The 21,883-nt window shown below is 68.2% G+C and carries 22 protein-coding genes; 15 read left to right on the top strand and 7 right to left on the bottom strand.

The features are described from left to right. Positions 1 to 2: 2 nt before the first annotated feature. Positions 3 to 881 carry a LysR family transcriptional regulator gene (locus ACZ6DL_RS23355; protein ID WP_466054125.1) on the bottom strand — a complete coding sequence of 293 codons (879 nt, stop codon included), beginning with the start codon at positions 879 to 881 and terminating at the stop codon, positions 3 to 5. 71 nt (positions 882 to 952) lie between these two features. On the opposite strand from ACZ6DL_RS23355, the gene dapA reads away from it, so the two are divergent. Then, positions 953 to 1,888: a 4-hydroxy-tetrahydrodipicolinate synthase gene (gene dapA, locus ACZ6DL_RS23350; protein ID WP_466054123.1), complete on the top strand. Its 936-nt coding sequence runs from the start codon at positions 953 to 955 to the stop codon at positions 1,886 to 1,888. Beyond that, positions 1,885 to 3,423 carry a DHA2 family efflux MFS transporter permease subunit gene (locus tag ACZ6DL_RS23345; RefSeq protein ID WP_466054121.1) on the top strand — a complete coding sequence of 513 codons (1,539 nt, stop codon included), beginning with the start codon at positions 1,885 to 1,887 and terminating at the stop codon, positions 3,421 to 3,423. The genes dapA and ACZ6DL_RS23345 overlap by 4 nt, the downstream gene beginning before the upstream one ends. A 213-nt stretch (positions 3,424 to 3,636) precedes the next feature. Here the strand turns inward: ACZ6DL_RS23345 and ACZ6DL_RS23340 are convergent, their stop codons facing one another. Further along, positions 3,637 to 4,191 carry a TetR/AcrR family transcriptional regulator gene (locus tag ACZ6DL_RS23340; protein WP_466054120.1) on the bottom strand — a complete coding sequence of 185 codons (555 nt, stop codon included), beginning with the start codon at positions 4,189 to 4,191 and terminating at the stop codon, positions 3,637 to 3,639. An 85-nt stretch (positions 4,192 to 4,276) separates the two neighbouring features. Here ACZ6DL_RS23340 and ACZ6DL_RS23335 point away from each other — a divergent pair, with 85 nt between their 5' ends. Next, the gene (locus ACZ6DL_RS23335; protein WP_466054118.1) at positions 4,277 to 4,993 is read left to right on the top strand and encodes an SDR family NAD(P)-dependent oxidoreductase; all 717 of its coding nucleotides are present in this window, start codon (positions 4,277 to 4,279) and stop codon (positions 4,991 to 4,993) included. 9 nt (positions 4,994 to 5,002) lie between these two features. On the opposite strand, the gene ACZ6DL_RS23330 is transcribed toward ACZ6DL_RS23335, so the two are convergent. Continuing rightward, entirely contained in the window at positions 5,003 to 5,434 is a 432-nt protein-coding gene (locus tag ACZ6DL_RS23330) for a type II toxin-antitoxin system Rv0910 family toxin (RefSeq protein WP_466054116.1), read from the bottom strand. 564 nt (positions 5,435 to 5,998) lie between these two features. Here ACZ6DL_RS23330 and ACZ6DL_RS23325 point away from each other — a divergent pair. The 11 genes from ACZ6DL_RS23325 (at position 5,999) to ACZ6DL_RS23275 (ending at position 17,896) form a co-directional block, all read left to right on the top strand. Then, entirely contained in the window at positions 5,999 to 7,369 is a 1,371-nt protein-coding gene (locus ACZ6DL_RS23325; RefSeq protein WP_357039499.1) for an ATP-binding protein, read from the top strand. Beyond that, positions 7,369 to 7,794, top strand: coding sequence for a roadblock/LC7 domain-containing protein (locus ACZ6DL_RS23320; protein WP_357039496.1), 426 nt, complete (start codon positions 7,369 to 7,371; stop codon positions 7,792 to 7,794). Before ACZ6DL_RS23325 ends, ACZ6DL_RS23320 begins: the two co-directional genes overlap by 1 nt. A 73-nt stretch (positions 7,795 to 7,867) precedes the next feature. Next, positions 7,868 to 8,218 (top strand): DUF742 domain-containing protein, encoded by a 351-nt coding sequence (locus tag ACZ6DL_RS23315; RefSeq protein WP_039805398.1) that lies wholly within the window; start codon positions 7,868 to 7,870, stop codon positions 8,216 to 8,218. Next, entirely contained in the window at positions 8,193 to 8,798 is a 606-nt protein-coding gene (locus ACZ6DL_RS23310; protein ID WP_040866287.1) for a GTP-binding protein, read from the top strand. The genes ACZ6DL_RS23315 and ACZ6DL_RS23310 overlap by 26 nt, the downstream gene beginning before the upstream one ends. Further along, positions 8,795 to 10,066, top strand: coding sequence for a cytochrome P450 (locus ACZ6DL_RS23305; protein WP_466054113.1), 1,272 nt, complete (start codon positions 8,795 to 8,797; stop codon positions 10,064 to 10,066). The genes ACZ6DL_RS23310 and ACZ6DL_RS23305 overlap by 4 nt, the downstream gene beginning before the upstream one ends. A 14-nt stretch (positions 10,067 to 10,080) precedes the next feature. Next, positions 10,081 to 11,310, top strand: a complete 1,230-nt coding sequence (locus ACZ6DL_RS23300; RefSeq protein WP_466054111.1) for a cytochrome P450 family protein — start codon at positions 10,081 to 10,083, stop codon at positions 11,308 to 11,310. A 292-nt stretch (positions 11,311 to 11,602) separates the two neighbouring features. Continuing rightward, positions 11,603 to 12,895 (top strand): cytochrome P450, encoded by a 1,293-nt coding sequence (locus tag ACZ6DL_RS23295; protein WP_466054109.1) that lies wholly within the window; start codon positions 11,603 to 11,605, stop codon positions 12,893 to 12,895. A gap of 204 nt (positions 12,896 to 13,099) precedes the next feature. After that, positions 13,100 to 14,362, top strand: a complete 1,263-nt coding sequence (locus ACZ6DL_RS23290) for a cytochrome P450 (RefSeq protein ID WP_466054107.1) — start codon at positions 13,100 to 13,102, stop codon at positions 14,360 to 14,362. Between the two features lie 10 nt (positions 14,363 to 14,372). Beyond that, positions 14,373 to 15,602, top strand: a complete 1,230-nt coding sequence (locus tag ACZ6DL_RS23285) for a cytochrome P450 family protein (RefSeq protein ID WP_466054105.1) — start codon at positions 14,373 to 14,375, stop codon at positions 15,600 to 15,602. Between the two features lie 123 nt (positions 15,603 to 15,725). Continuing rightward, on the top strand, positions 15,726 to 17,054 hold the full coding sequence (locus ACZ6DL_RS23280) for an MFS transporter (protein ID WP_393235828.1): 1,329 nt from the start codon (positions 15,726 to 15,728) through the stop codon (positions 17,052 to 17,054). Between the two features lie 341 nt (positions 17,055 to 17,395). Further along, a complete protein-coding gene (locus ACZ6DL_RS23275; protein ID WP_040866291.1) occupies positions 17,396 to 17,896 on the top strand; it encodes a flavin reductase family protein in 501 nt (166 codons plus the stop codon). 32 nt (positions 17,897 to 17,928) lie between these two features. On the opposite strand, the gene ACZ6DL_RS23270 is transcribed toward ACZ6DL_RS23275, so the two are convergent. The 3 genes from ACZ6DL_RS23270 to ACZ6DL_RS23260 all read right to left on the bottom strand — a co-directional run bounded on the left by ACZ6DL_RS23270 (position 17,929) and on the right by ACZ6DL_RS23260 (position 20,130). After that, positions 17,929 to 18,795 (bottom strand): TIGR03619 family F420-dependent LLM class oxidoreductase, encoded by an 867-nt coding sequence (locus ACZ6DL_RS23270; RefSeq protein ID WP_466054103.1) that lies wholly within the window; start codon positions 18,793 to 18,795, stop codon positions 17,929 to 17,931. Then, entirely contained in the window at positions 18,792 to 19,166 is a 375-nt protein-coding gene (locus ACZ6DL_RS23265; protein WP_466054101.1) for a MerR family transcriptional regulator, read from the bottom strand. The genes ACZ6DL_RS23270 and ACZ6DL_RS23265 overlap by 4 nt, the downstream gene beginning before the upstream one ends. Positions 19,167 to 19,260: 94 nt before the next feature. After that, positions 19,261 to 20,130 (bottom strand): alpha/beta fold hydrolase, encoded by an 870-nt coding sequence (locus ACZ6DL_RS23260; RefSeq protein WP_466054099.1) that lies wholly within the window; start codon positions 20,128 to 20,130, stop codon positions 19,261 to 19,263. Positions 20,131 to 20,182: 52 nt separating this feature from the next. On the opposite strand from ACZ6DL_RS23260, the gene ACZ6DL_RS23255 reads away from it, so the two are divergent. Then, positions 20,183 to 20,779 carry a TetR/AcrR family transcriptional regulator gene (locus ACZ6DL_RS23255; protein WP_466054097.1) on the top strand — a complete coding sequence of 199 codons (597 nt, stop codon included), beginning with the start codon at positions 20,183 to 20,185 and terminating at the stop codon, positions 20,777 to 20,779. Positions 20,780 to 20,842: 63 nt separating this feature from the next. On the opposite strand, the gene ACZ6DL_RS23250 is transcribed toward ACZ6DL_RS23255, so the two are convergent. Beyond that, positions 20,843 to 21,883, bottom strand: a complete 1,041-nt coding sequence (locus ACZ6DL_RS23250) for a 2-hydroxyacid dehydrogenase (protein ID WP_466054095.1) — start codon at positions 21,881 to 21,883, stop codon at positions 20,843 to 20,845.

Here is a 21,883-nt window from a genome sequence, read left to right as displayed (position 1 = left end):
GTTCAGCGGCCAGGGGAACGTTCGGCCGATTCCCGAAGTGCGACTCGGGCGGCGCGCACGGCGGGATGGTTGCCCGCGCCGCGCCGATAGGCGAGGCGGGTTCGCCGTCGCGTCGGCAGCGCGCCGAGCGTGACGCCCGGCGGGCAATCCCGCGTGCCGAATTCCGGAACGAGGGCGACTCCTTGACCGGCGGCGACGAGCGCGAGGACCGTGCCGAAGTCGTCGGCGTGATGCCGGATCCGGGGCGTGAAGCCCGCCGCCTCGCACGCGCGCACGGTCATCGTGTGGCACAGGGTGCCGGGTGTGCTCGCGATCCAGGCATTTTCGCGGTGCGCGGCGAGTGGTTCGGCCGATCGCGCCGCGAGATAGACGATCTCCTCGAGCAGCGGCTCGCTGTGCAATGCGGGATCGGCGGGGACCGGCACGTAGTCGTACTCCTGGATCAGCGCGACATCGAGGGTCTCGGCGCGCAGCGCGTCGGGCGCCAGCGCCGGATCCAGTTCGGTCACACGCAGTTCCAGCCGGGGGTGCGCACTGCTCAGCGCGACGAGTGCGGGGGAGAGGATGGTCCGCACCGCGGTGGGGAACGCTCCGATGCGCAGCGTTCCGGTGAGCTCGGCGCGGGTCGTGGCCAGCTCGGCGCCGGCCTGTTCGAGCACCGCGAGAATCCGCTCGGTGTGCTGGACCAGGGCCACGGCCGCCGGGGTCAGCGTCACCCGCCGGCCGGTTCGCGTCAGCAGCGCCACGCCCGCCTCCCGTTCCAGGGCGGCGAGCTGCTGCGAGACCGCCGACGGTGTGTAGGCGAGGGCTTCCGCGACCGCGGCGATGGTCTCGCGACGCGACAGTTCCCGCAGCAGACGCAGTTTCCGGACATCGAGCATAAGTCGAGCTTATGGTCTGCGACAGAAACGTGAACTGGATCTGATGGTTCGGCGCGGTCAGGCTGGTCGTCATGACACTCGCAGGTCTTCTCGTCCCCTTGGTCACGCCGTTCACGGCCGACGGCGGGCTCGCCGCAGGCGCGCTGGAGCGGCTCGCGCACGAGGTGCTCGACGACGGAGCGGCCGGCATCGTCGCGCTCGGCACCACCGGGGAGCCCGCGACGCTGACGGCGCGGGAGCGGGCGCGAGTGGTCGACGTGTGCGCAGGCGTCTGCCGGGAACGCGACGCGCCGTTGCTGGTCGGCGTGGGATCGAACTCGACGGCGGCTTCCGTCGAGGCACTCGCCGGTCTCGATCCGGGCAGCACCGCGGCGCTCACCGTGGTCCCGTACTACACGCGACCGTCCGAGGCGGGCGTGCTCGCGCACTTCCGGGAGCTCGCCGCGGCGTCCCCGGTGCCGCTGGTCGTCTATCACATCCCGTATCGGACCGGGCTTTCCCTCGGCGCCGACACCTTGCTCGCGCTCGCGGATATTCCCGAGGTCATCGGCCTGAAGCATGCCGTCGGCGCCATCGATGAGGCAACCATCGCGCTGATGAGCGCGCGACCCGACGACTTCGCCGTGCTGGCGGGCGACGATCTGTTCGCCGCGCCGCTGCTGGCTCTCGGCGCCTCCGGTGCGATCGCGGCCTCGGCCGCCGTGCACACCTCGTCGTTCGCGGCCCTGGTCGCCGCGTGGCGCACCGGTCCGGTCGAGTTGGCGCGGTCGCTCGGTCACCGGCTGGCGGTACTGTCGGCGGCGCTGTTCGCCGAACCCAATCCCGCGGTGATCAAAGCCGTGCTCGCGGCGCAGGGCCGCATACCGAGCGCCGCGGTACGGCTGCCGTTGCTGCCCGCGAGCGAGGGAGCGACCCGGGCCGCCTTGTCCGTGCTCGATGAATTCCCGACATCAGGAACGGGCGATGACTGGTGTTGCGGCCGAGAAGGTGCCACGCTTAAGCGGTGACACAACCTCCGGATACCCAGGCGGCTGGGCCCGACCCGTCGGCCGACAAACTGGACGCGGCCGTCTTCAAGGTCGCGGGCGTGGTCGTGCTCGGCGCGATCATGTCGATTCTCGACATCACCGTCGTCAGCGTCGCGATCCCGACCTTCCAGCGCGAGTTCGACACGAGTTACGCCATCGCGGCGTGGACGATGACCGGCTACACGCTCGCGCTGGCCACCGTGATCCCGCTGACCGGGTGGGCGGCCGACCGCTTCGGCACCAAGCGGCTGTACATCATGGCTCTCACCTTCTTCGTGCTCGGCTCACTGCTGTGCAGCACGGCGTGGAACATCGAATCGCTGATCGCCTTCCGCGTGATCCAGGGCTTGGGCGGCGGCATGCTGATGCCGCTGGGCATGACGATCATGACCCATGCCGCCGGCCCGCAGCGGGTCGGCAGGGTGATGGCGGTGCTCGGCGTGCCGATGCTGCTCGGCCCGATCGGCGGCCCGATCCTGGGCGGCTGGCTGATCGAGAACTTCAGCTGGCACTGGATCTTCTTGATCAACCTGCCGATCGGCGTGGTCGCCTTGGCGCTCGCGATCATCTTGCTGCCCGGCGACAAGCCGGAGCCGTCGGAGTCGTTCGACTTCATCGGCATGCTGCTGGCCTCGCCCGGCCTCGCGCTGTTCCTGTTCGGCGTCTCCTCGATCCCCGGGGAAGGGACCGTGCTGGCGGCGAAGGTGCTGATTCCGGCCGCCGTGGGCGCGCTGCTGATGGCCGCGTTCGTGTTCCACGCGTTGCGCACCGAGCACCCGCTGATCGATCTGCACCTGTTCGGCAACCGGTCGCTGACCTTCGCGGTGCTCACGATGGTGCTGTTCGCCATCGCGTTCTTCGGAGCGGGCCTGCTGCTGCCGACCTATCTGCAACAGGTGCGCGGCGAGTCGGCGCTGCAAGCCGGTCTGCTGATCGCGCCGCAGGGCATCGGCGCGATGCTCAGCATGCCGATCGCGGGCCGTTTCGTGGACAAGATCGGCCCGGGCAAGATCGTGCTCGTCGGTATCGCGCTGATCTCGATCGGAACGGCGTATTTCATCCAGCTCGACGCCGACAGCTCGTACCTCCCCATGATCGGCGCCCTGGTCGTGATGGGCCTCGGCATGGGCTGCACCATGATGCCGATCATGACCGCGGCGATCCAGACCCTGACCCACCAGCAGGTGGCTCGCGGATCGACGCTGATGAACATCGTCAACCAGACCGCCGGTTCGATCGGCACGGCGACGATGTCGGTGGTGCTGACCAACCTGCTGAACAACCAGCCGCTCGCGCGTCCGGCGATCGCGTCGAACTTCGATCCCGGCCTGGCGAGCCAGCTTCCGCCAGGGGCCGTCGACACCGGTCTACAGCAGGCCGCGGAAGCGTTCAGCCACACCTATGTGGTGGCGCTGGTGCTGATCGTGCTCACCTTGATCCCGGCATCCTTCCTGCCACGCACGAAGCCGAAGAACCCGGAGGCGGTCGACGCAGCCACGGTGGTACACGCCTAGGTGTACGCGTCCCGAGATCGCCTGTCCTTCAGGCGATCTCGGGACAATGCCGGCCAGTTGTCGCCCGATCGCCCCGTGCATCCGCGCCGGGACGCGTTTGTGGCAGCCGGTCGGGTCCGGTCGAGGACGATCCGGACGACCGCGCCCCGTCACCCGATAGGCGAGGCGAATCCTGTCCGCTGCCGCTGCGTGCGGCACCTGTGCGCGTTCCGGTCACCGACGGCTTCGAAGGCCGTCGAACACGATCTCCGCGGCACGCCGCCACGACGGCGAGCCGGTGGTCTCCCCGAGCAGCGACAGCGCCCACACCAAGTTGACGACGTCCTCGTCCGTCGCGTCGGAGCGCAGCGCACCGTCTTCCCGGACGCGCGCGAGAACGGCGGACAGCTGCGACATTCCGCGGTGGCAGGCTTCCGCCAGCCGAGCCGCCGCCGGATGATCCCCGGTGAACGCCTCGAGCAACCCGCGATCGGCGGTCAGCCGGATGAGCAGGTCTTCCACGAATACGGTGAACGCCGTCCACGCGTCCGGCTCGGCCGCGGCGCGGGCGGCGATCTCGTCCACGGCCGCCAGGCGTGGCGGCAGGAGGGCGTCGATCAACGTGTCGCGGGTCGGGAAATGGTTGTAGAGCGTTCCGATGCTGACGCCCGCCCGCCGCGCGATCTCCTCCAGAGAGCCCTCGAGGCCCTGCTCGGTGAACACATCGGCCGCGTGCCGCAGCAATTTCTCGCGATTGCGGGCAGCGTCCCGGCGCAGCGGTCTGGTCACGCGGCCATTCTACAAAACTGAGGGAAGCCTCGATTTCATGCTACGGTGATAAATCGAGGGGGCCCTCAGATTCAAGGAGAGCGTTATGGCCGAGCAAGCAACCGCAGTGATCGTCGGCGTCGGGCCCGGCCTCGGGATGTCGATGGCCCGCCGTTTCGGCCGGGAGGGATTTCGCGTCGCGCTGGTCTCGCGCAGCGATGCGAGGCACGCGGCATATCTGGCCGACCTGGCGGCGCGCGGTATCGACGCCACCGCCCACGTCGCGGACGTCACCGATCGCCCGCGGCTCGGCGCGGTACTCGACGACATCCGCCGCGACGGCCCGATCGGAATGGTCTATTACGGGCCGGGGCCGACGCAGCAGCCGGTGCCGATCACCGATATCGACGCCGAGACGGCGCGATCGGCCTTCGAGTGGGTATGGCCTGCGGTGGACGTGGTGAGCGACGTGCTGCCCGGCATGCTCGACCGCGGAGACGGTGCGTTGCTCTTCGCCGGTGGCCTTTCCAGCGTTCGCCCCATGCCCATGCTCGGTCACCTCGCCCTCGCGACCGCCGCGCTGCGCAACTACGCGCTCACCCTCAACGCGGCCCTGGCCGGGCGCAACCTCTACGCGGGCACCCTCACCATCGGCGGTCTCGTGGAGCGCGGGGACATCCACGCCATGGTCACCGCCGACCCCGCGCGCTTCGGCAGCGTGGAAGGCCACACCCTCGATCCGGACGACTTGGCCGAGACCGCGTGGAACATGTATCGCACCCGCGACCGGGCCGAGGAGATCTTCGACGCCCTCGGCGGATGACGCTCCGGCTCAGCCGTAGAGCGCGATGAAGCGGTCCAGGGAGCGCTCGATATCGCCCTTGACCGCGCGGGCCACACCGGATCCGATCGGACCGAACAGCGGCGCGCCGCCGAGTTCGATGTCGACGGTGACCTCCGAACCTGAGCCTTTCGGCGCGACGAGCAGCTGCAGGCCCAGTTTGGTGCCGCCCTTGCCCGCGCCGGTCAGTTGCAGGCGGCGCGGGGGCTCGGCGGCGCGCACCGTCCAGGTGACCCGGTTGCGCAGGCCCTTCACCGAGGCGATGCCGACCAGCCGGGTGCCGACGGTCAACTCGGCGGGAACCGCACCGCGCCATGCTTCGTGCATGGTCAGCCATTTGTCGAGTTCGGCGAGGTTGGAGGTGTGCGTCCAGGCCTCCTCGGGCGAGATCGGGACGTCGACCGAGACCTTCAGCTTTGCCATGGGCGCATGGTATCCGGCCGGTGGCCCACCCGGTCGAATTCGAACACCCGCCAATACGTTTGTGGACAGGCCGGTGAACACCCATTCCGCCTGCTGAGTTCCGGCACCCGGCCGCTGCGGCCGCTGCGCCGCCGGTGCCGTTTCCGGTGCTCATCCCGGGTGCGGGCCCGTACGCGGGGCGAACGTCCGCGGGTTGCACCGCAGCCCAACATTATTGCGCAGCTATGTCGCGATCCCCGGCACGTATCGTCCCAGCTCCGGGAAAATGGAAAGTGTCGATGGGATCGGCAGAGACTTCGTTGGAATGCTGCTAATGTGCGTTTGGTCGGGTTCTGGTTACCGTTCGGATACGATCCGGGCGGTCGGCGATTGACGTGTAATCGCCTGTCCTGCGGGCACTGTGCGGTAGGCACTCTCGGTGAGTGCCGGTGCCGTCGCGGGGTTCCGGTACTCCGACGCGGACCCCACCGACCGGTCCGTTCATGGTCGGCAGGCGAGGGAAGGCGAGCGAAGCAGGATGGCAGTGGGCCGATTCCTCGAGACCAGTCAACGACGAAAGAACTGATGAATCAAGATATCGCCGTGGTGCTTTCATGGATCCTCGCCGCCGCTTTGGTGATCGCCGTAGCGGGGGCGTTGTACGCAGTGCAGTATGCCAGGGCTCAACGGGCCAAGCTCGAGGCTGTGAGCAGGGAACAGCGCGCGACGGAGGACACGCTCGAGCGGTTCGCCGCCACCACGCTGCCCGCGGTGGCCGAGTCGATCCGCCGGTTCGAGTCGCAGGTGCCCCCGGTCGAAGTCCAGGCGGGCATGGAGAATTCACGGCTCGCGCAGATCCTGCGGTGGATCTCCGAGCGGTACGCCGACGATCTGAGCCTGATGCGCTCGGAGACCAGGGACCTGACCAACAACGAGGCGCAGCAGGCGATCAAGGCCGCCGAGGAGTCCGCGCGCACCGAGGTCGCCTCGGCGTCGCGCCAGGCGACCAGCGCCGCGGTGCGCTCGTTCGGTACCTCCGTGGTCAGCCTCGGCGCGGATGTCAGCCAGGTGGTGAGCGCCGCGCTGCGTGAGCATCGCGACGACGCGGTGTACGAAACCCTCACCCGCATCGACCACACCGTGCAGCAGATGATCCGTCAGGCGCAGTCCTATGTGATCGTCTGCGGTGGTCTGCCCGGCCGTCGCTGGCCCGCGCAGACGCTGACCGACGTGGTCGGCGGCGCCATCGGCCGCGTCCGCGAATACCTGCGGGTGCGGCCCAACCAGCTCGATCGCGTCGTGATCAGCCGCGCGGTGGAACCGCTCGTGCACACGCTGGCGACCCTGCTGGACAACGCGTTGCGGTACTCCCCGCCGACTTCCTACGTGGACGTCAACTTCCAGGAGGGCCATCACGGCGTCACCGTCATCATCGATGACGCGGGCGTGCGGATGAACGCCGAGCAGATGGAGGAGGCCCGCCAGGTGCTCGCGCACGAGCGGCCCGTCGACATCCACCAGCTCGGCCCGTCGCCGAAGGTCGGCTTCCCGGGTATCGCCGCGCTGGCCCGTCGCTACGGTTTCACCGTCTACATCGACGGCCCGAACGTCTACGGCGGCATGCGCGCGATGGTCTACATCCCGGAGTCGCTGCTGGTCACCCCGCAGAACGTCCAGGAGGTCGCGCCCGTGGCCGAGGCCAAACCGGAGCCGGTGACGGTTCCCGCGCAGGACGCGCCGAGCGAGCAGCCCGGCGAGGACGAGCACTCGCTGACGGTGAGTGAGATCACCAGCGGCGGGTTACCCAAGCGACGACGCAGGACGGTCGCGCTCGCCCCGGTCGGGCCGCGCACCGAACCGGGCCTCGCTCGCCCCGAGGTCGCAGCAGCTTGGCATACCGGCTCCAAGAGCGGCCGCGCCGCCGCATCTGATGACACGGAAGGGATGACATCCTGATGGCCACACCCGTGACCGACAGCAGCAACAAACTGGGCTGGCTACTCGAAGATCTCAGCATCACGGGTGTGCGGTTCGCGGTGTTGCTGTCCGACGACGGCCTGCGGATCGCGCACTCCACGGGGATCGCGCGCGACGAGGCGGAGCGCTTCGCCGCGGCGGCCTCCGGCCTGCGCTCGCTCGGCAAGGCGCTCGGCGAGTTCTGTGGCGATTCCGCGAATGGCGTCCGGCAGAACATGACCGAGTACGACCAGGGGATGATCCTCATCACCGCGGCGGGCGAGGGGGCGTTACTCGGCGTCGCGACCACCAACGAGATCGATGTGGGCCTCGTCGCCCACCGGATGAACGAGTTGGCCGGCCGGGTCGGACGCGAGCTCGGCAGCCAGCCGCGTAGGCGCGTAGACGGCAGCGAAATGCCATGATCGAGCGCAGCGAGCGAGTCAAAGGTACTGCGCCGCTGCGCATCACGGAGCCGAGCGAAAGCGAGGCGACGTCATGAGCAAGCCGCGGCGCGATCCGGACCTGGTCCGGGCCTATGTGCGCACCGGAGGGCGTACGCGTCCCACTCGCGAGCTGGACCTGGTTACTTTGGTCCTGACCGCCAAAGATCCACTCCCCGGCGCGTCGCCCGATGCGCGCCGGGTCATGGCCCTGTGCAGCCGTCGGGGTGCGCTGTCGATCGCCGAGATCGCGGCGTATCTCGACCTCCCGCCGTCCGTCGTGAAGATCGTCGCGTCCGATCTCATGGACGGCGGGCACCTGGTCACTCCCACCCCGGCCGAGTCCCTGCCGGAGATCGCTCTGCTGGAGGAGGTACTCAATGGGCTCCGTGCTCTCGCCGTCTGATCGCGCCGTCGACTACGTGCCGGAGACCGTGACCCGCTCGGTGAAACTGCTGGTGGCCGGCAATTTCGGCGTCGGCAAGACCACGTTCGTGAGCAGCGTCTCGGAGATCAAGCCGCTGCGCACCGAGGAGACCATCACCGAAGCCAGCGTCGGCGTGGACGACATGGCCGGACTGCCCGGCAAATCGCAGACCACGGTCGCGATGGACTTCGGCCGCATCACCCTCAGTCCCAAACTCGCGCTCTACCTGTTCGGCACTCCGGGCCAGCAGCGTTTCGTCCCCTTGTGGGAGGAGCTGGCCCGCGGTGCCCTCGGCGCGCTCGTGCTGGTGGACACCCGCCGCATCGAGAAGTCCGACGAGGTCCTCTCGGTGCTCGAGGAACGCGGCGTTCCCTATTCCGTGGCGGTCAATCAGTTCGAAGGCGCGCGGCCTTACCCGTTGGAAGAGGTGCGCGATGCCCTCGACCTGGAACCCGGCACCCCGCTGACGTTACTGGACGCGCGTGATCGCGGCACATGCCTGCGTTCACTGATCACGCTTGTCGAATTCTTGTTCCACCGTTTGGAGTCGCGCATTTGACCACGCCACAGTCCTCGACCTACCCCTCACACCTGGCCACCGGCGCCTGCCCGGTCGCGCACGGATCGCCGATCGACGCCGACGGTCCCAGATTCCCGCTCTACGCGGAGGATTTCGCGGCCGACCCGCACGGGACCTACCGGGAGATGCGCAGGCGCCACGGATCGCTGGTCCCGATCGAGCTGTCGCCCGGTGTGCCCGCCACGCTGGTGATCGGCTATCAGGAAGCCGTGCGGATCCTCAACGATCCCGAGCACTTTCCCGCCGATCCCCGCGCCTGGCAGAAGAACATCCCCGAGGACTCGCCCATCCGTCCGATGATGGAGTGGTACCCGAACGCCCTGCGCAACAGCGGCGCCGCGCATGCCCGCTACCGGGGCGCCTACACCACGAGCATCGATGCCATCGACCTGCACGAGGTGCACTCGATGGTCGAGCGCATCGCGATTCCGCTGATCAATACCTTCATCGAGGTGGGATCCGCTGATCTGGTGACCCAGTACGCGTTCCCGCTCGTCTTCGAAGTGCTGAACCGGATCGTCGGCTGCTCGACGGAACTGGGTCAGCGGGTCGCCACCGGCATGGCGATGCTCTTCGACACCGTGGAGGCGGCCAAGGGGATGCAGATGCTCTCGGAGGCCTTGATGGAGTTGATCCACCAGCGCCGCGCGGAGCCGGGCGACGACGTCACGTCCGGGCTGGCGCATCACCCGGCCAATCTGAACGACGAGGAGATGCTCTCCAACCTGATCAGCCTCTACGGCGCCGGAATCGAGCCGCAGCAGAACCTGATCACCAACACGCTGCTGCTGATGCTCACCGACGACCGTTTCGGCGGCGACGTCCTCGGCGGCAGCCTGTCGACGCGCGACGCGCTGGACGAGGTGTTGTTCAACGACCCGCCGATGGCGAACTTCTGCATCACCTATCCGCGCCAGCCCATCCTGATCGACAACACCTGGTTGCCCGCGAATCAGCCGGTCATGGTCAGCCTGGCCGCCTGCAACAACGACCCGGCGATCCGCGGCGGTGACCGCACCGGCAACCGTTCGCACCTGGCGTGGGCCGTCGGACCGCACGCCTGTCCCGCCAAGTCGGTGGCGTCGGTGGTTGTCCAAGAAGCCATCGACCAGCTCCTCGACGCGCTTCCCGAAATGCAGTTGGCCGTACCCGCGGATCAAGTGGTCTGGCGGCCCGGCCCGTTCCACCGGGCGTTGGCGGCTTTGCCGGTCGTCTTCCCGAAGTCCCCTCCCTTGAACATCGTGTAAGGAGAAGCGTCCCGATGTCGCAAGAGCCGATAGTCTTGGATCTGACCGGTTCCGATATCCAAGGCGAGGCCGCGCGGCTGCGCGAGCGTGGGCCGGTGGCCCTGGTGGAATTGCCCGGCGGGGTGCCCGCGTGGTCGATCACCGATGCCGTCGTGCTCAAGACCCTGTTGGCCGACGCGCGCGTGTCGAAGGATCCCCGGCAGCACTGGGCGGCGTACATGAACGGCGAGATCACCCAGGAGTGGCCGCTGCACCCGTGGGTGGCGGTCGACAACATGTTCACCGCCTACGGAACCGAACATCGGCGGCTGCGCAAGCTGGTCGCACCGGCGTTCACGCACCGCCGCACGGTGGCGCTTCGACCGCGCATCGAAGCGATCACCGCCGACCTGCTCGACGGGCTGGCGGCGACTCCACGCGGTGCGGCCGTCGACCTGCGCGAGGGCTACGCCTATCCGGTGCCGATCCAAGTCATCACCGAGCTGATGGGCGTGCCCGACCATTTGGGCCCCGGCGTGCGGAAATGTGTCGACGGATTCTTCGACACCTCCTTCGGGCCGGAGGAGGCCCAGGCCAACTATCTCGAGATGTACCGGCTGATCAGCGAACTCGTGGCCTATCGGCGGGAGACGCCCGGCGATGACATCACCAGCGTGCTGATCGCCAGCCGGGACGAGGAGGACGGCTCACGGCTGACCGAGAAGGAACTCGTCGACACCCTGATGCTGGTCATCAACGCCGGGCACGAGACGACGGTGAACCTGCTCGACCAGGCCATCTTCGCGTTGCTCACCCACGCGGACCAGCGCGCCGACGTGTTGGCGGGCCGGATTCCGTGGTCGGACGTGGTGGAGGAGTCGCTGCGCTTCGAGGCGCCGGTGGCGCACCTGCCGCTGCGCTACGCCGTCGAGGACATCGACATCGCCGGTGTCCGTATTCCCAAGGGTGAGGCGATCCTGGCCTCCTATGTGGCGGCCAACCGCGATCCGAAACTGCACGGCGCCACCGCGGGCGAGTTCGACCTGCGGCGATCGACCAAGGAGCATCTGGCCTTCGGTTACGGCGCCCATCACTGCCTGGGCGCGCCGCTGGCCCGGCTGGAAGCCGAGATCGCCCTGCCTGCCATCTTCCGGCGCTTCCCCGACATGCGCCTCGCGACCGACCCGTCCGAGCTGGGCACCGTTCTCAGCTTCATCTCCAACGGTCATTCGGAGCTGCCGGTATTCCTGGAGGCAACGGAGTAGTCCGGTCCGCACCGATATCTCGATGACACCCGCCGGCATCGGGGCAGGCCGTCCCGTATCCGGACGCGGCGACCCGCGTATCCCCCGGGGATACGCGGGCGGAGGTGTTTCGGCGCCTGCTGATGCGAGACGCGATCGCGCCGACGTGGCGCACGAGATATGCTCTGCCCCGGCGAGATTCGGCGTTGTGTCGAATTCGCCACGCCTGCACGGCAATTCGCCTCCCCGCGACCCGGGGCACGTGTCGTGCGCACGCCCTGCTCGTCGAACGTTCCGACTTTGGAGTCACGGTTTGACCCACCCGCAGTCCTCATCATCGTCCTCCTCCAGCGGCTGCCCGGTCCGGCACGGTTCACCGGTCGGCGCCGACGGCCCCCGGGTCGCGCTGTACTCGGACGATTTCGCGGCGGACCCACATCACGCCTACCGGGAAATGCGCCCGCGGTACGGTTCGCTCGTTCCGATAGAACTGTCCCCCGGTGTACCCGCGACGCTGGTGATCGGATATCACACCGCGCTGCGCATCCTGAACGATCCCGACCATTTTCCCGCCGATTCGCGGACGTGGCAGAAGACCGTGCCCAGTGACTGCCCAGTCCTGCCGCTGCTCGAGTGGCGTCCGGCCGCGATCCGCAATTCCGGCCTCGAGCATGCCAGGTACCGGCAGGCCACGGTCGCGGCCATCGATGAGATCGACCAATTCGCACTGCACAACACGGTGGAGCAGATCGCCGTTCCCCTGATCAACACCTTCTGCGGCGACGGCTCCGCCGACCTGATCGCGCAGTACGCGTTTCCGCTGGCGTTCGCGGTGATCAACGCGATGCTCGGCTGCCCGGCGGACATCGGGCAGCGGGCCGCGATGGGACTGGCCGCGATGTTCGAAGGTGTGGAGGCCGAGAAGGGCAACGCGATGTTCAACGACGCGATGGCGGATCTGGTGGCACTGAAACGGTCCCAGCCCGGCGACGACATCGTCACCCGCATATTGCAGCACCCCGTCGACTTCGACGACACCGAGATGGTCCAGCAGGTGCTGATGCTGTACGGCGCGGGCATCGAGCCGCAGCAGAACCTGATCATCAACACCCTGCGGCTGATGCTCACCGACCAGCGGTTCGCGGGCGGCATCCTCGGTGGCAGCCTGTCGACCCGGGACGCGCTGGACGAGGTGTTGTTCACCGACCCACCGTTGTCGAATTACTGTGTCACCTTCCCGCGTCAGCCGATTCTGATCGACGGCGTCTGGCTACCGGCGCACCAGCCGGTGGTGATCAGCATGGCCGGATGCAACAACGACCCGGCGATCAGCACGGGGAAGTACACCGACAACCGGGCTCATCTGGCGTGGAGTGTCGGACCGCACGCCTGCCCGGCCCGGTCGGTGGCCTATATGATCGCCCAGGATGCCATCGACCAGCTGCTCGATGCGCTGCCCGAGATGCGGCTGGCCGTTCCCGCCGAGGAGCTGACCTGGCGACCGGGTCCGTTCCATCGATCGCTGACCGCCCTGCCGGTCCTCTTCCCGGAATCCCCGCCGCTCCCGGTCTTTTCGCATCAGCCGGAGGGAAGTTCGGCGTCGTAGCCGCGCTCCGTTCGGCGAGTTGACCCTGCCGCGTTCCGTCCCGAAGGAGGTTGCCGCTCAGAGGTCGTCGTGCACACAGCTGATGAGGGTGTGCGCCGGCCTGTCACCGATTTCCCCCCGCATAACGTCGACCTACGCCGTCGCGGCGCGCACGCGCCGGGCGATCGCCTGCGTCGAAATGTTCGTCCCTCTGGAGTTTCGTCTTTGACCACGCCACATTTCCCGCCGTCCACATTCGCGAACGGGTGCCCCGTCACGCACAGCTCGCCGATCGATAGCAGCGGCCCTCGCTACCCGTTGTATTCGCAGGAATACGCCGAGGATCCGCATCAGGCCTACCGCGAGATGCGGCGGCAGTACGGTCCGCTCGTCCCGGTCGAACTGTCGCCGAACCTGCCCGCCACGCTGGTGATCGGCTACCACACCGCGCTGCGTATCTTGAACGATCCCGACCACTTCCCGGCCGATCCGCGCACCTGGCAGAAGGACGTTCCCGGCGAGTGCCCGGTCCTGCCGATGCTGGAGTGGCGGCCGAACGCGCTGCGCAGTTCCGGCCTGGAACATCTGCGCTACCGGCAGGCGAACGTGGCGAGCATCGCCGGGGTCGATCTGCACGCGCTGCACGGAACCATCGAGCAGATCGCCATCCCGTTGATCAACGCGTTCTGCGAGGACGGTGCCGCCGATCTGATCAGCCAGTACGCGTTCCCGCTCAGCTTCGCGGTGCTCAACGCCATGATCGGCTGCCCGGCGGACATCGGCCAGCAGGTCGCGACCGGCATGGCCGCCATCTTCGAGGGCGTGAACGCGGACAAGGGCAACGCGATGCTCACCGACGCGCTGTTCGAACTCGTGCAGATGAAGCGCAAAGACCCCGGCGACGACATCACCTCGCGGCTGTTGCGGCACGAGGCGGGCCTGGACGACGTGGAGATGATCCACCAGCTGGTCACGCTCTACGGCGCCGGTATCGAACCGATGCAGAACCTGATCGTCAACACGCTGCTGCTGATGCTCACCGACGAACGGTTCGCGGGAGACTTTCTCGGTGGGAGCCTTTCGACCCGCGATGCCCTCGACGAGGTGTTGTTCAACGACCCGCCGATGGCGAACTACTGCGTCAGCTATCCCAAGCAGCCGATCCTCATCGATGATGTCTGGCTGCCGGCCCACCAGCCGGTGGTGATCAGCATGGCGGGCTGCAACAACGATCCCGCGATCGGTGTCGGTCAGCGCACCGACAGCCGCGCGCATCTGGCGTGGAGCGTGGGGCCGCATGCCTGCCCCGCCCGATCGGCCGCGTACCTGGTGGTCCAGGACGCTATCGATCAGATCCTCGACGCGTTGCCCGAGCTGCGCTTGGCCGTGCCGCCCAGCCAGTTGAACTGGCGGCCGGGCCCGTTCCACCGCGCGCTGGTGTCGCTGCCCGTGGTCTTTCCGAAATCCCCTCCGCTGACCGTCTTCTAAGGAGTTCCCGATGGACACACAGCCCCTAGTTCTCGACCCGACAGGCGCCGACATCCAGGGTGAATCCGCGCGAATCCGCGCGCGCGGGCCCGTGGCCCTCGTCGAATTGCCGGGCGGTGTGCGGGCGTGGTCGGTCACCGACGCCGATCTGCTCAAGCGGTTGCTGGCCGATCCCAGGGTGTCGAAAGACGGCAAGCAGCACTGGCCCGCGCTCGTCAACGGCGAGATACCCCAGGACTGGCCGCTGTTGCCGTGGGTCGCGGTGGACAACATGTTCACCGCGTACGGCGCGAACCACCGCAGACTGCGCAAACTCGTGGCGCCCGCGTTCACCCACCGCCGCACCCAGGCGATGCGCGCCATGATCGAGCAGATCACCGCGGACCTGCTGAGCGAACTGGCGGCCACACCCGCGGGCGAAGCGGTGGACCTCAGGGAAGGCTTCGCCTACCCGCTGCCGATCCAGGTGATCAGCGCGCTGATGGGCGTCCCGGAGTCCCTGAACGCCGGTCTGCGTACGTGCGTCGACGGTATCTTCGACACTTCGCTCGGGCCCGAACAGTCGCAGGCGAACTATCTGGAGATGTACCGGATCCTCGGTGAGCTCGTCGCCTACCGGCGTGAAACCCCCGGTGACGACATGACCAGCCTGCTGATCTCGCACCGGGACGAGGACGACGGCTCGCAGCTGGCCGAGCAGGAGTTGATCGACACGCTGCTGCTCGTCATCAGCGCCGGGCACGAAACCACGGTGAACCTGTTGGATCAGGCGGTTTTCGCCTTGCTGACCCACCCCGACCAGCTCGCCGAGGTGACCGACGGGCGGGCGACCTGGACCGACCTGATCGAGGAGGCGTTGCGCTACGAGGCGCCCGTGGCGCATCTTCCGCTGCGCTTCGCCGCCGACGACATCGAGATCGACGGACTGCGCATCGCCAAGGGCGAGCCGATTCTCGCGTCCTACGCCGGGGCCAACCGCGATCCGAAGCTGCACGGCGCCACCGCGGGCGAGTTCGACGTGCGGCGAGCGACCAAGGAGCACATGTCCTTCGGGTACGGGGCGCATCACTGCCTGGGTGCGCCGCTGGCCCGGTTGGAAGCCGAAATCGCCCTGCCCGCGCTCTTCCAGCGCTTCCCGAACATGCGCTTGGCGGCCGGACCCGATGAACTCGGCACCGTGTCCAGCTTCATCTCCAACGGACACGCCAGGCTCCCGGTGTACCTGGAGCCGGCCGAGTAGCGGCGGACACGCGCCCCCGGTCGCGGCCGGGGGCGCGCGGCGGCCGGTCTCGCGTGCTCGCGCGAGAGCGGTTCTCCCGCGGCGCACTTGACGAATCGGTGGTCCGGGGCCGAGAGTGCGCTGATGGTTTCCACCACCGAGGTGGCCGGCGCTACGCTGCGTAAGGTCACGATTCGCCTGGTGCCCTTTCTCGGGCTGCTGTACTTCGTCAACTACCTGGACCGGGTCAACATCGGGTTCGCCGGGCCCAGCGGTATGAAGGCCGACCTCGGTCTCACCGAGACCGCCTTCGGATTCGCCTCTGGCATCTTCTTCGTCGGATACCTCCTGCTCGAGGTGCCGAGCAACTTGGCGCTGCACCGGTTCGGCGCCCGGCGCTGGATCGCCCGGATCATGGTCACCTGGGGTCTGGTGGCCACGGCGATGGCGTTCGTGCCAGACGCCACCGTGCTGTACATCCTGCGGTTCCTGCTGGGTGTGGTGGAGGCGGGCTTCTTTCCCGGCATCCTGCTCTATCTGACCTACTGGTTCCCGCAGGCGCAACGGGCGCGGATCGTGGCGTTGTTCATGACCGCGGTGCCCATCTCCACCGCGCTGGGCGCGACGGTGTCGAGCCTGATCATCCAGTACGGCGACGGGGTCTTCGGGCTCAGCGGTTGGCGGTTCATGTTCTTGGTCGAGGGTCTGCCGGCCATCGCGCTGGCGGTGGTGACGTGGTTCTACCTGACCGACCGTCCCGAGCGGGCGACCTGGCTGGCCCCCGCGGAAAGGGAATGGCTCGCGGGCGAACTCGCCGCCGAGCAGGCCGCGCTGCGGAGCGCCGAGCACTGGACTCTGCGTCGTGCGCTGACCCATCCGCGGGTGCTCGGGCTCGCCTTGGTCTACGGCGGCATCGTCTACGGCCTCTACGCGCTCGGCTTCTTCCTGCCGACGATCATCGACGGCTTCCAGCAGCAGTACGGCACCCGGTATTCGGTGGTGCAGCGCGGGCTGATCAACGCGGTGCCCTACCTGATCGGGGCGATGGTGATGGTGTGGTGGGGGCGGCACGCCGACCGGACCGGCGAGCGCGTCTGGCACGTCGCGCTGCCCGCGCTGCTCGGCGGCCTCGCCATTCCGGCGGCCCTGTATCTCGGCGATCCGTTCGCCGCCATGATCGCGGTGACCGTCTGCGCGGTGGGCGTGCTCGCGGCGCTGCCGACGTTCTGGGCCCTGCCCGGCACCTTCCTGACGGGTGCCGCCGCGGCGGGCGGCATCGCGCTGATCAACTCGATCGGCAACGTCAGTGGTTTCGTGGCGCCGTACGTCACCGGTGGGCTGAGGGACGCGACGGGAAGCCAGCGCGCCGGGCTCTGGGTGGTGGGGCTGTGCATGATCGCCGCCGCCGCAGGCGTACTGACACTGCGAGGACGCGCAGGCGACGTTCCGGTGCGCCGGAAGCCGGAGCCATGATCTGCCGACAGCGGTGCTCACTGCCGGGTCCGGTACTGCTGAACCGGGGGCGACGGGGCATGTCGACCCCCGAGTGCACCGGTGCGCTCGCAATGTGGCGACCGCCACCATGCGTTTTCAGTGTCGGCGCGTAAGTCGTTGTGGTGGACTATCATCCACGGCATGTAGACCGGAATGAGCCGATCTACACGGGCCGTCACCCGGGCTTCCCACCCTTCCGGCTTCGCCGTCTCAGACGACCGGCCGCCGCGGTTGTAGGGTGAGCGCTGCCCGGTCCGGCATGTTTGCGCGACGGTCGCGCGGGCATCCGGGGAAGACGTTGCATCACGCTGGGAGGACCGATGGCTACCGAAGACCGGACCGCAGTGTTCGACGCGGTGGTCGCGGCGGCAGACTATCCCGTGCTGCTGGTCACCGCGCAGGCGGATGGCCGGCGCGCCGGTTGTCTCGTCGGATTCGCGACGCAGGTCAGCATCGAGCCGCGCCGGTTCCTGATCGGCCTGTCCAAGAAGAACCACACCTACCGGGTCGCGCAGCGCGCCGAGCGGCTCGCGGTACATTTGCTCGGCAGCGAACAGCTGTCGCTGGCGCGGCTTTTCGGCGGTGAGACCGGCGACGACATCGACAAGTTCGTGCACTGCGACTGGCACGCCGGTCCCGATGGCATTCCGGTGCTCAGCACGGTGCCCAGTTGGTTCAGCGCCCGCATCCGCGAGCGCTACGACTTCGGTGATCACGTCGGAATGCTGCTGGAACCCGAGGACGGCGACGTGCGGCGACCCGCCGCCGAGACCCTGCATTATCACTCGGTGGCGGATCTGGTTGCGGGCCACGCCGTCTGAGGAGGTTTCCGGCGCCCACGAGTGCGCGGTCGCTACGTCCGTGCGTTCGCAAGATCGAAGCGCGCTGCGAAGGCGGACAACTCGTCGCGGGCGCGCTCCGGGTCGCCCGTACTCGCGCTCACGACGATGCGCGTGACGCCCTGTTCGGCCATTCCCTCGACCCGCTCGGCGGGCATGTCGATCGATCCCCAGCGGGTGTATTCGAACGTGCCGGGGTCCCGGCCCGCCGCACCGGCCGCGGCATGGGCGATCTCCAGCTGGGTGGCGCGTTCGACCGGCCCGAGCACCCCGCCCGGGAAGTAGCCGTCGCCGCGGGATCCGGCCCGGCGCGCGGCGGCGCGGCTCGATCCGCCGACGTGGATCGGCAAAGTTCCGCCTCCGGTGGGTTTCGGGTAACTGCACAGGTTCTCGAACCGGAAGAACTCGCCTTCGAAGCTCACCCCGTCCGCGCCGCCGGACCACAGGAGCCGGAGCACGTCGATGGCCTCGTCGGCACGGCGGCCCCGGGTGGCGAAATCGACGCCCACGGCCCGCGCCTCGCCGGGCAGCGTGCCCAGGCCCACCGTGAGCAGGCGCATCCGTCCTCTGGACAGGACGTCGATCGTCGCCAGGCGTTTGGCGAGCACCACCGGATGGTGATAGGGCAGCAGCAGCACCGCGGTGCCGAGCAGAATCCGATCCGTTGCGGCGGCCACGAAACTCAGCGCGTCGAGCGGGTCGGCGAACGGCACCGTCGGCGTGAGTTCCATCGGCCCGATCGTCGCACCCGGGTACAGCGCGACGTGCTCGGGCAGGTAGATCGCCTCGAATCCACAGTGTTCGGCGTGCTGGGCGTAGGCGATCAGCCGATCCGGGTCGACGCCGAAGAAGGGGGTGCTGTAGCTGACCGCGAATCTCACTTCGGCTGCTCGATCCGGTCGAACTCGCAGGCCGCCGCGAGCCGGTCGTTCAGATGACGACGCACCTGCGCCAGCCGTTCCATATACGAATCGACCTCGGCCAGCTTGCGCCGCAACGTGGAGACCGAGTCCGGGCAGACGTCTCCGGAGCCATTGCCCGCGCGCAAGCAGGTGACGAACGGACGGATGTCGTCGAGGTCGAACCCGGCGCCGAGCAGTTCACGGATCTTCGCCACGATCCGCAACTCCGCGTCGTCGTAGGAGCGGTACCCGTTGGCCGCGCGGCGCGGCCGCACCAAACCGTGTTCCTCGTAGTACCGCAGGGCCCGGGTGCTCGTGCCCGCCCGCTGCGCCAGTTCGCCGATGCGCATCCGTCCTCCTTCGCCGCCGTCACCGCCACGCTAAACCTTCTCGTCGACGTCAAGGCAAGCGGCCGAGAGCGCTGCCCGGCGGGTCGCCCGAGCGCTACCGCGGTCCGCGAGTGTTCCGCTCCGGCGTGGTGTGGCGCTCGACCAGGAACGCCGACATCGCCTCGGCGACCGCGGCGGGCTGGTCGAGCATCGAGAGGACGTAGGCGTCATCGATTTCGACCAGACTCGCGCCGGGGATGAGTTCGGCGAGCCTGCGGCCGTGCTCGCGCGGCATCACCTTGCCCGCCGACGACCACAGGATCAGCGCGTCGCCCTGGAAGTCGCGCAGTGCCTCGGTATTCGCGATCAATTCCGGCTTGCGGAACCCCGACTTGGTGTAGGCGAGCAGGTCGCGCCGAATCGCGGCATCCCGCAGCCCCGGTTCGGTCCAGTCGCGCACCAGCGCGTCGGACAGGGGGCGCCGCGCCATCCAGCCGAACAGCAGCGGCGAGCGACGCAGCCATCGAACGCGTAATTGCCGCAGCGCCAGTGAAACACCGCCGGGCAGATAGGTGGCGACGGTGGCCATCTTGCCCGGCAGGCCGGGCGGGAAATTGTCGAACGCCTCGCACGGCAGCACGATGAGCCTGCCGACGCGTTCATCGAGCCCGTAGGCGGTGAGGAACAGCGCACCACCCCAATCGCTGTGCACGAGCGTGACATCCCGCAGATCCAATGCGGCGAGAAGATCGGCGACGAGTTGATTCAGGCCGCGCAAGCTCAGGTCCACACCCGGCCGCAGCGGTAGGGGATGTGCGCCGAGCGGCAGGTCCGGCAGCACGTACCGGAAGCCGTCGGGCAGGGCGTCGATGACCTCGTCCCACACCGTGTGGTTCATCAGCAGACCGTGCAGCAGAACGACCGGCGGTCCTTCGCCGCGCTCGACGTAGTGCACCCGGCCCACCGGTAGTTCGACAACGGGCATGTCCGCCTCCATTCGAGCGATCACTCTAGAGTAGTTGCTCTAGTCTGGAACGGTGACCGAAAAGATGTCAACCAGCACCCGGGAACGCCTCGTCACCGCGATGGCCGAGCTGATGCGGACGCAGGGCTACGCGGGCACCAGCGTCAAGCAGCTCACCGTCGCCGCGAGCGCGCCGATGGGGTCGCTCTATCACCACTTCCCCGAGGGGAAACCGCAGATCGCCGCCGCGGCGCTGCGCACGTCCGGAGCCGCGTACCTGCAGTTGCTCCCCCTGCTGTTCGACGCCGACGAAGACCTGTGCGAGGCGATCCCCGCCGCGTTCGCGTCGGCGGCCGAGCAGATCGAACAGACCGGCTGGATGAACATGTGCCCGGTCGGCACCGTCGCGGGTGAGGTCGCCGACAGCGAACCCGAGCTGCGCGAAGTCGCCGCCGAGGTCATCGCCTCTTGGATCGACGAGGGCGCCGACTACTTCGCCCGCCGCGGCTTGCCCGCACCGGACGCCCGCGAGCTGATCCTCGCCGTCCTCGCGGCGCTCGAGGGCGCTTTCGTGCTCAGCCGCACCCTTCGCTCGACCGAACCCTTGCACGCGGCCGGCCGGTCGTTGCGCGCCCGTATCGAGCAGATGCTGAACGGGGCGGGCGAATAGGGGATCAACAGTCCGCCATCATCCGAGTACCTCGCGGCGAATCCGGCGCGAACTGATTCGACATCATCGACGCGAGGGCCTGCGGCGCGCAGACGACCAACGGGCGTGATCGCGGAAGCCCGGGTTGACGACTCGCGGGTCTTCTCCGGTCTCGAGAATGTTCCCGATGGACTCGACATTAGCCGTGAGCATCGCGCGGAAGGACTCCTCGGTAGCGCCCGCCGCGTGCGGCGTGACGAGAAACCTGTTGTCGCCCAATGCCATCAACCCGAGGGGATCGTCTTCCGCGGAAGGCGCGGGCACGATGTAATAGCCGTCCATGGCAGCGGCCGCGAGGCGGCCGTCGAGCAGCGCGGCTCGCAACGCCGCTGGATCCACGAGCTCCGCTTCGGAAGTGTTGAGCAGAATCGCACCCGGCTTGACGGCAGCCAGTTGCGCGTCACCGATCATCCGGGCCGTCTGCGGGCCGTATGAAGCATGGAGACTGATGACATCGGACTCGGCGAGCAGTTCGGCCAGCTCGACCCGTCGAGCGGGGATGTGCTGTTCCAGTTCCGGTTTCGCTGTTCGGCTCACGTAGACCACGCGCATCCCGAACCCATCGGCCGCCATCCGGGCGACGATGGCGCCGATGGTCCCCATTCCGACGACGCCGAGCGTCTTCGCATGAAGGTTGCGTCCCTCGCTCCCGGGCCATCGGCCGGCCTTCGTTTCCCTCGTCAGGTCCGTGATCCGGCGCCACGCGTCGAGCATGAGACCGATCGTGAATTCCGCGACCGCACGTGCGTTGGCTCCTGGCGCGTTGGTCACCGCGATTCCTGCCGCGGTCGCCGCCGCGGTATCGACGTATGGCTGATACCCGACACCCATGAACGCTATGACTTCGAGGTCGTCGGCAGTGGACAACGCGGCGGCGGTCGCACGCTCTACGCCACCGAGAATGTATGCGTCCTTGCCGACCAGGGCGCGCGCCAATTCGGCTTCGGAGAGGTCGTAGCGACGAACATCGACTTCGAGATTCCGCCGACGCAACCATTCGATATCGGCCGGTGTCGGGTCGGCCCCGGTCAGCAAGGTGCGATAGCGGCTCGATCGAGCGCTCAT

The sequence above is a fragment of the Nocardia sp. NPDC041819 genome, from assembly GCF_055590505.1.
Note: the sequence above shows the minus strand (reverse complement) of the source record. Positions and strands in the feature narration are given on the sequence as shown.

Coding starts and splice junctions, on each gene's coding strand:
- ACZ6DL_RS23330 (WP_466054116.1), bottom strand. CDS start 5,434: ATGGCAAAGCTGAAGGTCTCGGTCGACGTCCCGATCTCGCCCGAGGAG.
- ACZ6DL_RS23335 (WP_466054118.1), top strand. CDS start 4,277: ATGGCCGAGCAAGCAACCGCAGTGATCGTCGGCGTCGGGCCCGGCCTC.
- ACZ6DL_RS23315 (WP_039805398.1), top strand. CDS start 7,868: ATGAGCAAGCCGCGGCGCGATCCGGACCTGGTCCGGGCCTATGTGCGC.
- ACZ6DL_RS23320 (WP_357039496.1), top strand. CDS start 7,369: ATGGCCACACCCGTGACCGACAGCAGCAACAAACTGGGCTGGCTACTC.
- ACZ6DL_RS23310 (WP_040866287.1), top strand. CDS start 8,193: ATGGGCTCCGTGCTCTCGCCGTCTGATCGCGCCGTCGACTACGTGCCG.
- ACZ6DL_RS23250 (WP_466054095.1), bottom strand. CDS start 21,883: ATGAGCGCTCGATCGAGCCGCTATCGCACCTTGCTGACCGGGGCCGAC.
- ACZ6DL_RS23325 (WP_357039499.1), top strand. CDS start 5,999: ATGAATCAAGATATCGCCGTGGTGCTTTCATGGATCCTCGCCGCCGCT.
- ACZ6DL_RS23275 (WP_040866291.1), top strand. CDS start 17,396: ATGGCTACCGAAGACCGGACCGCAGTGTTCGACGCGGTGGTCGCGGCG.
- ACZ6DL_RS23285 (WP_466054105.1), top strand. CDS start 14,373: ATGGACACACAGCCCCTAGTTCTCGACCCGACAGGCGCCGACATCCAG.
- ACZ6DL_RS23260 (WP_466054099.1), bottom strand. CDS start 20,130: ATGCCCGTTGTCGAACTACCGGTGGGCCGGGTGCACTACGTCGAGCGC.
- ACZ6DL_RS23265 (WP_466054101.1), bottom strand. CDS start 19,166: ATGCGCATCGGCGAACTGGCGCAGCGGGCGGGCACGAGCACCCGGGCC.
- ACZ6DL_RS23280 (WP_393235828.1), top strand. CDS start 15,726: ATGGTTTCCACCACCGAGGTGGCCGGCGCTACGCTGCGTAAGGTCACG.
- ACZ6DL_RS23355 (WP_466054125.1), bottom strand. CDS start 881: ATGCTCGATGTCCGGAAACTGCGTCTGCTGCGGGAACTGTCGCGTCGC.
- ACZ6DL_RS23300 (WP_466054111.1), top strand. CDS start 10,081: ATGTCGCAAGAGCCGATAGTCTTGGATCTGACCGGTTCCGATATCCAA.
- dapA (WP_466054123.1), top strand. CDS start 953: ATGACACTCGCAGGTCTTCTCGTCCCCTTGGTCACGCCGTTCACGGCC.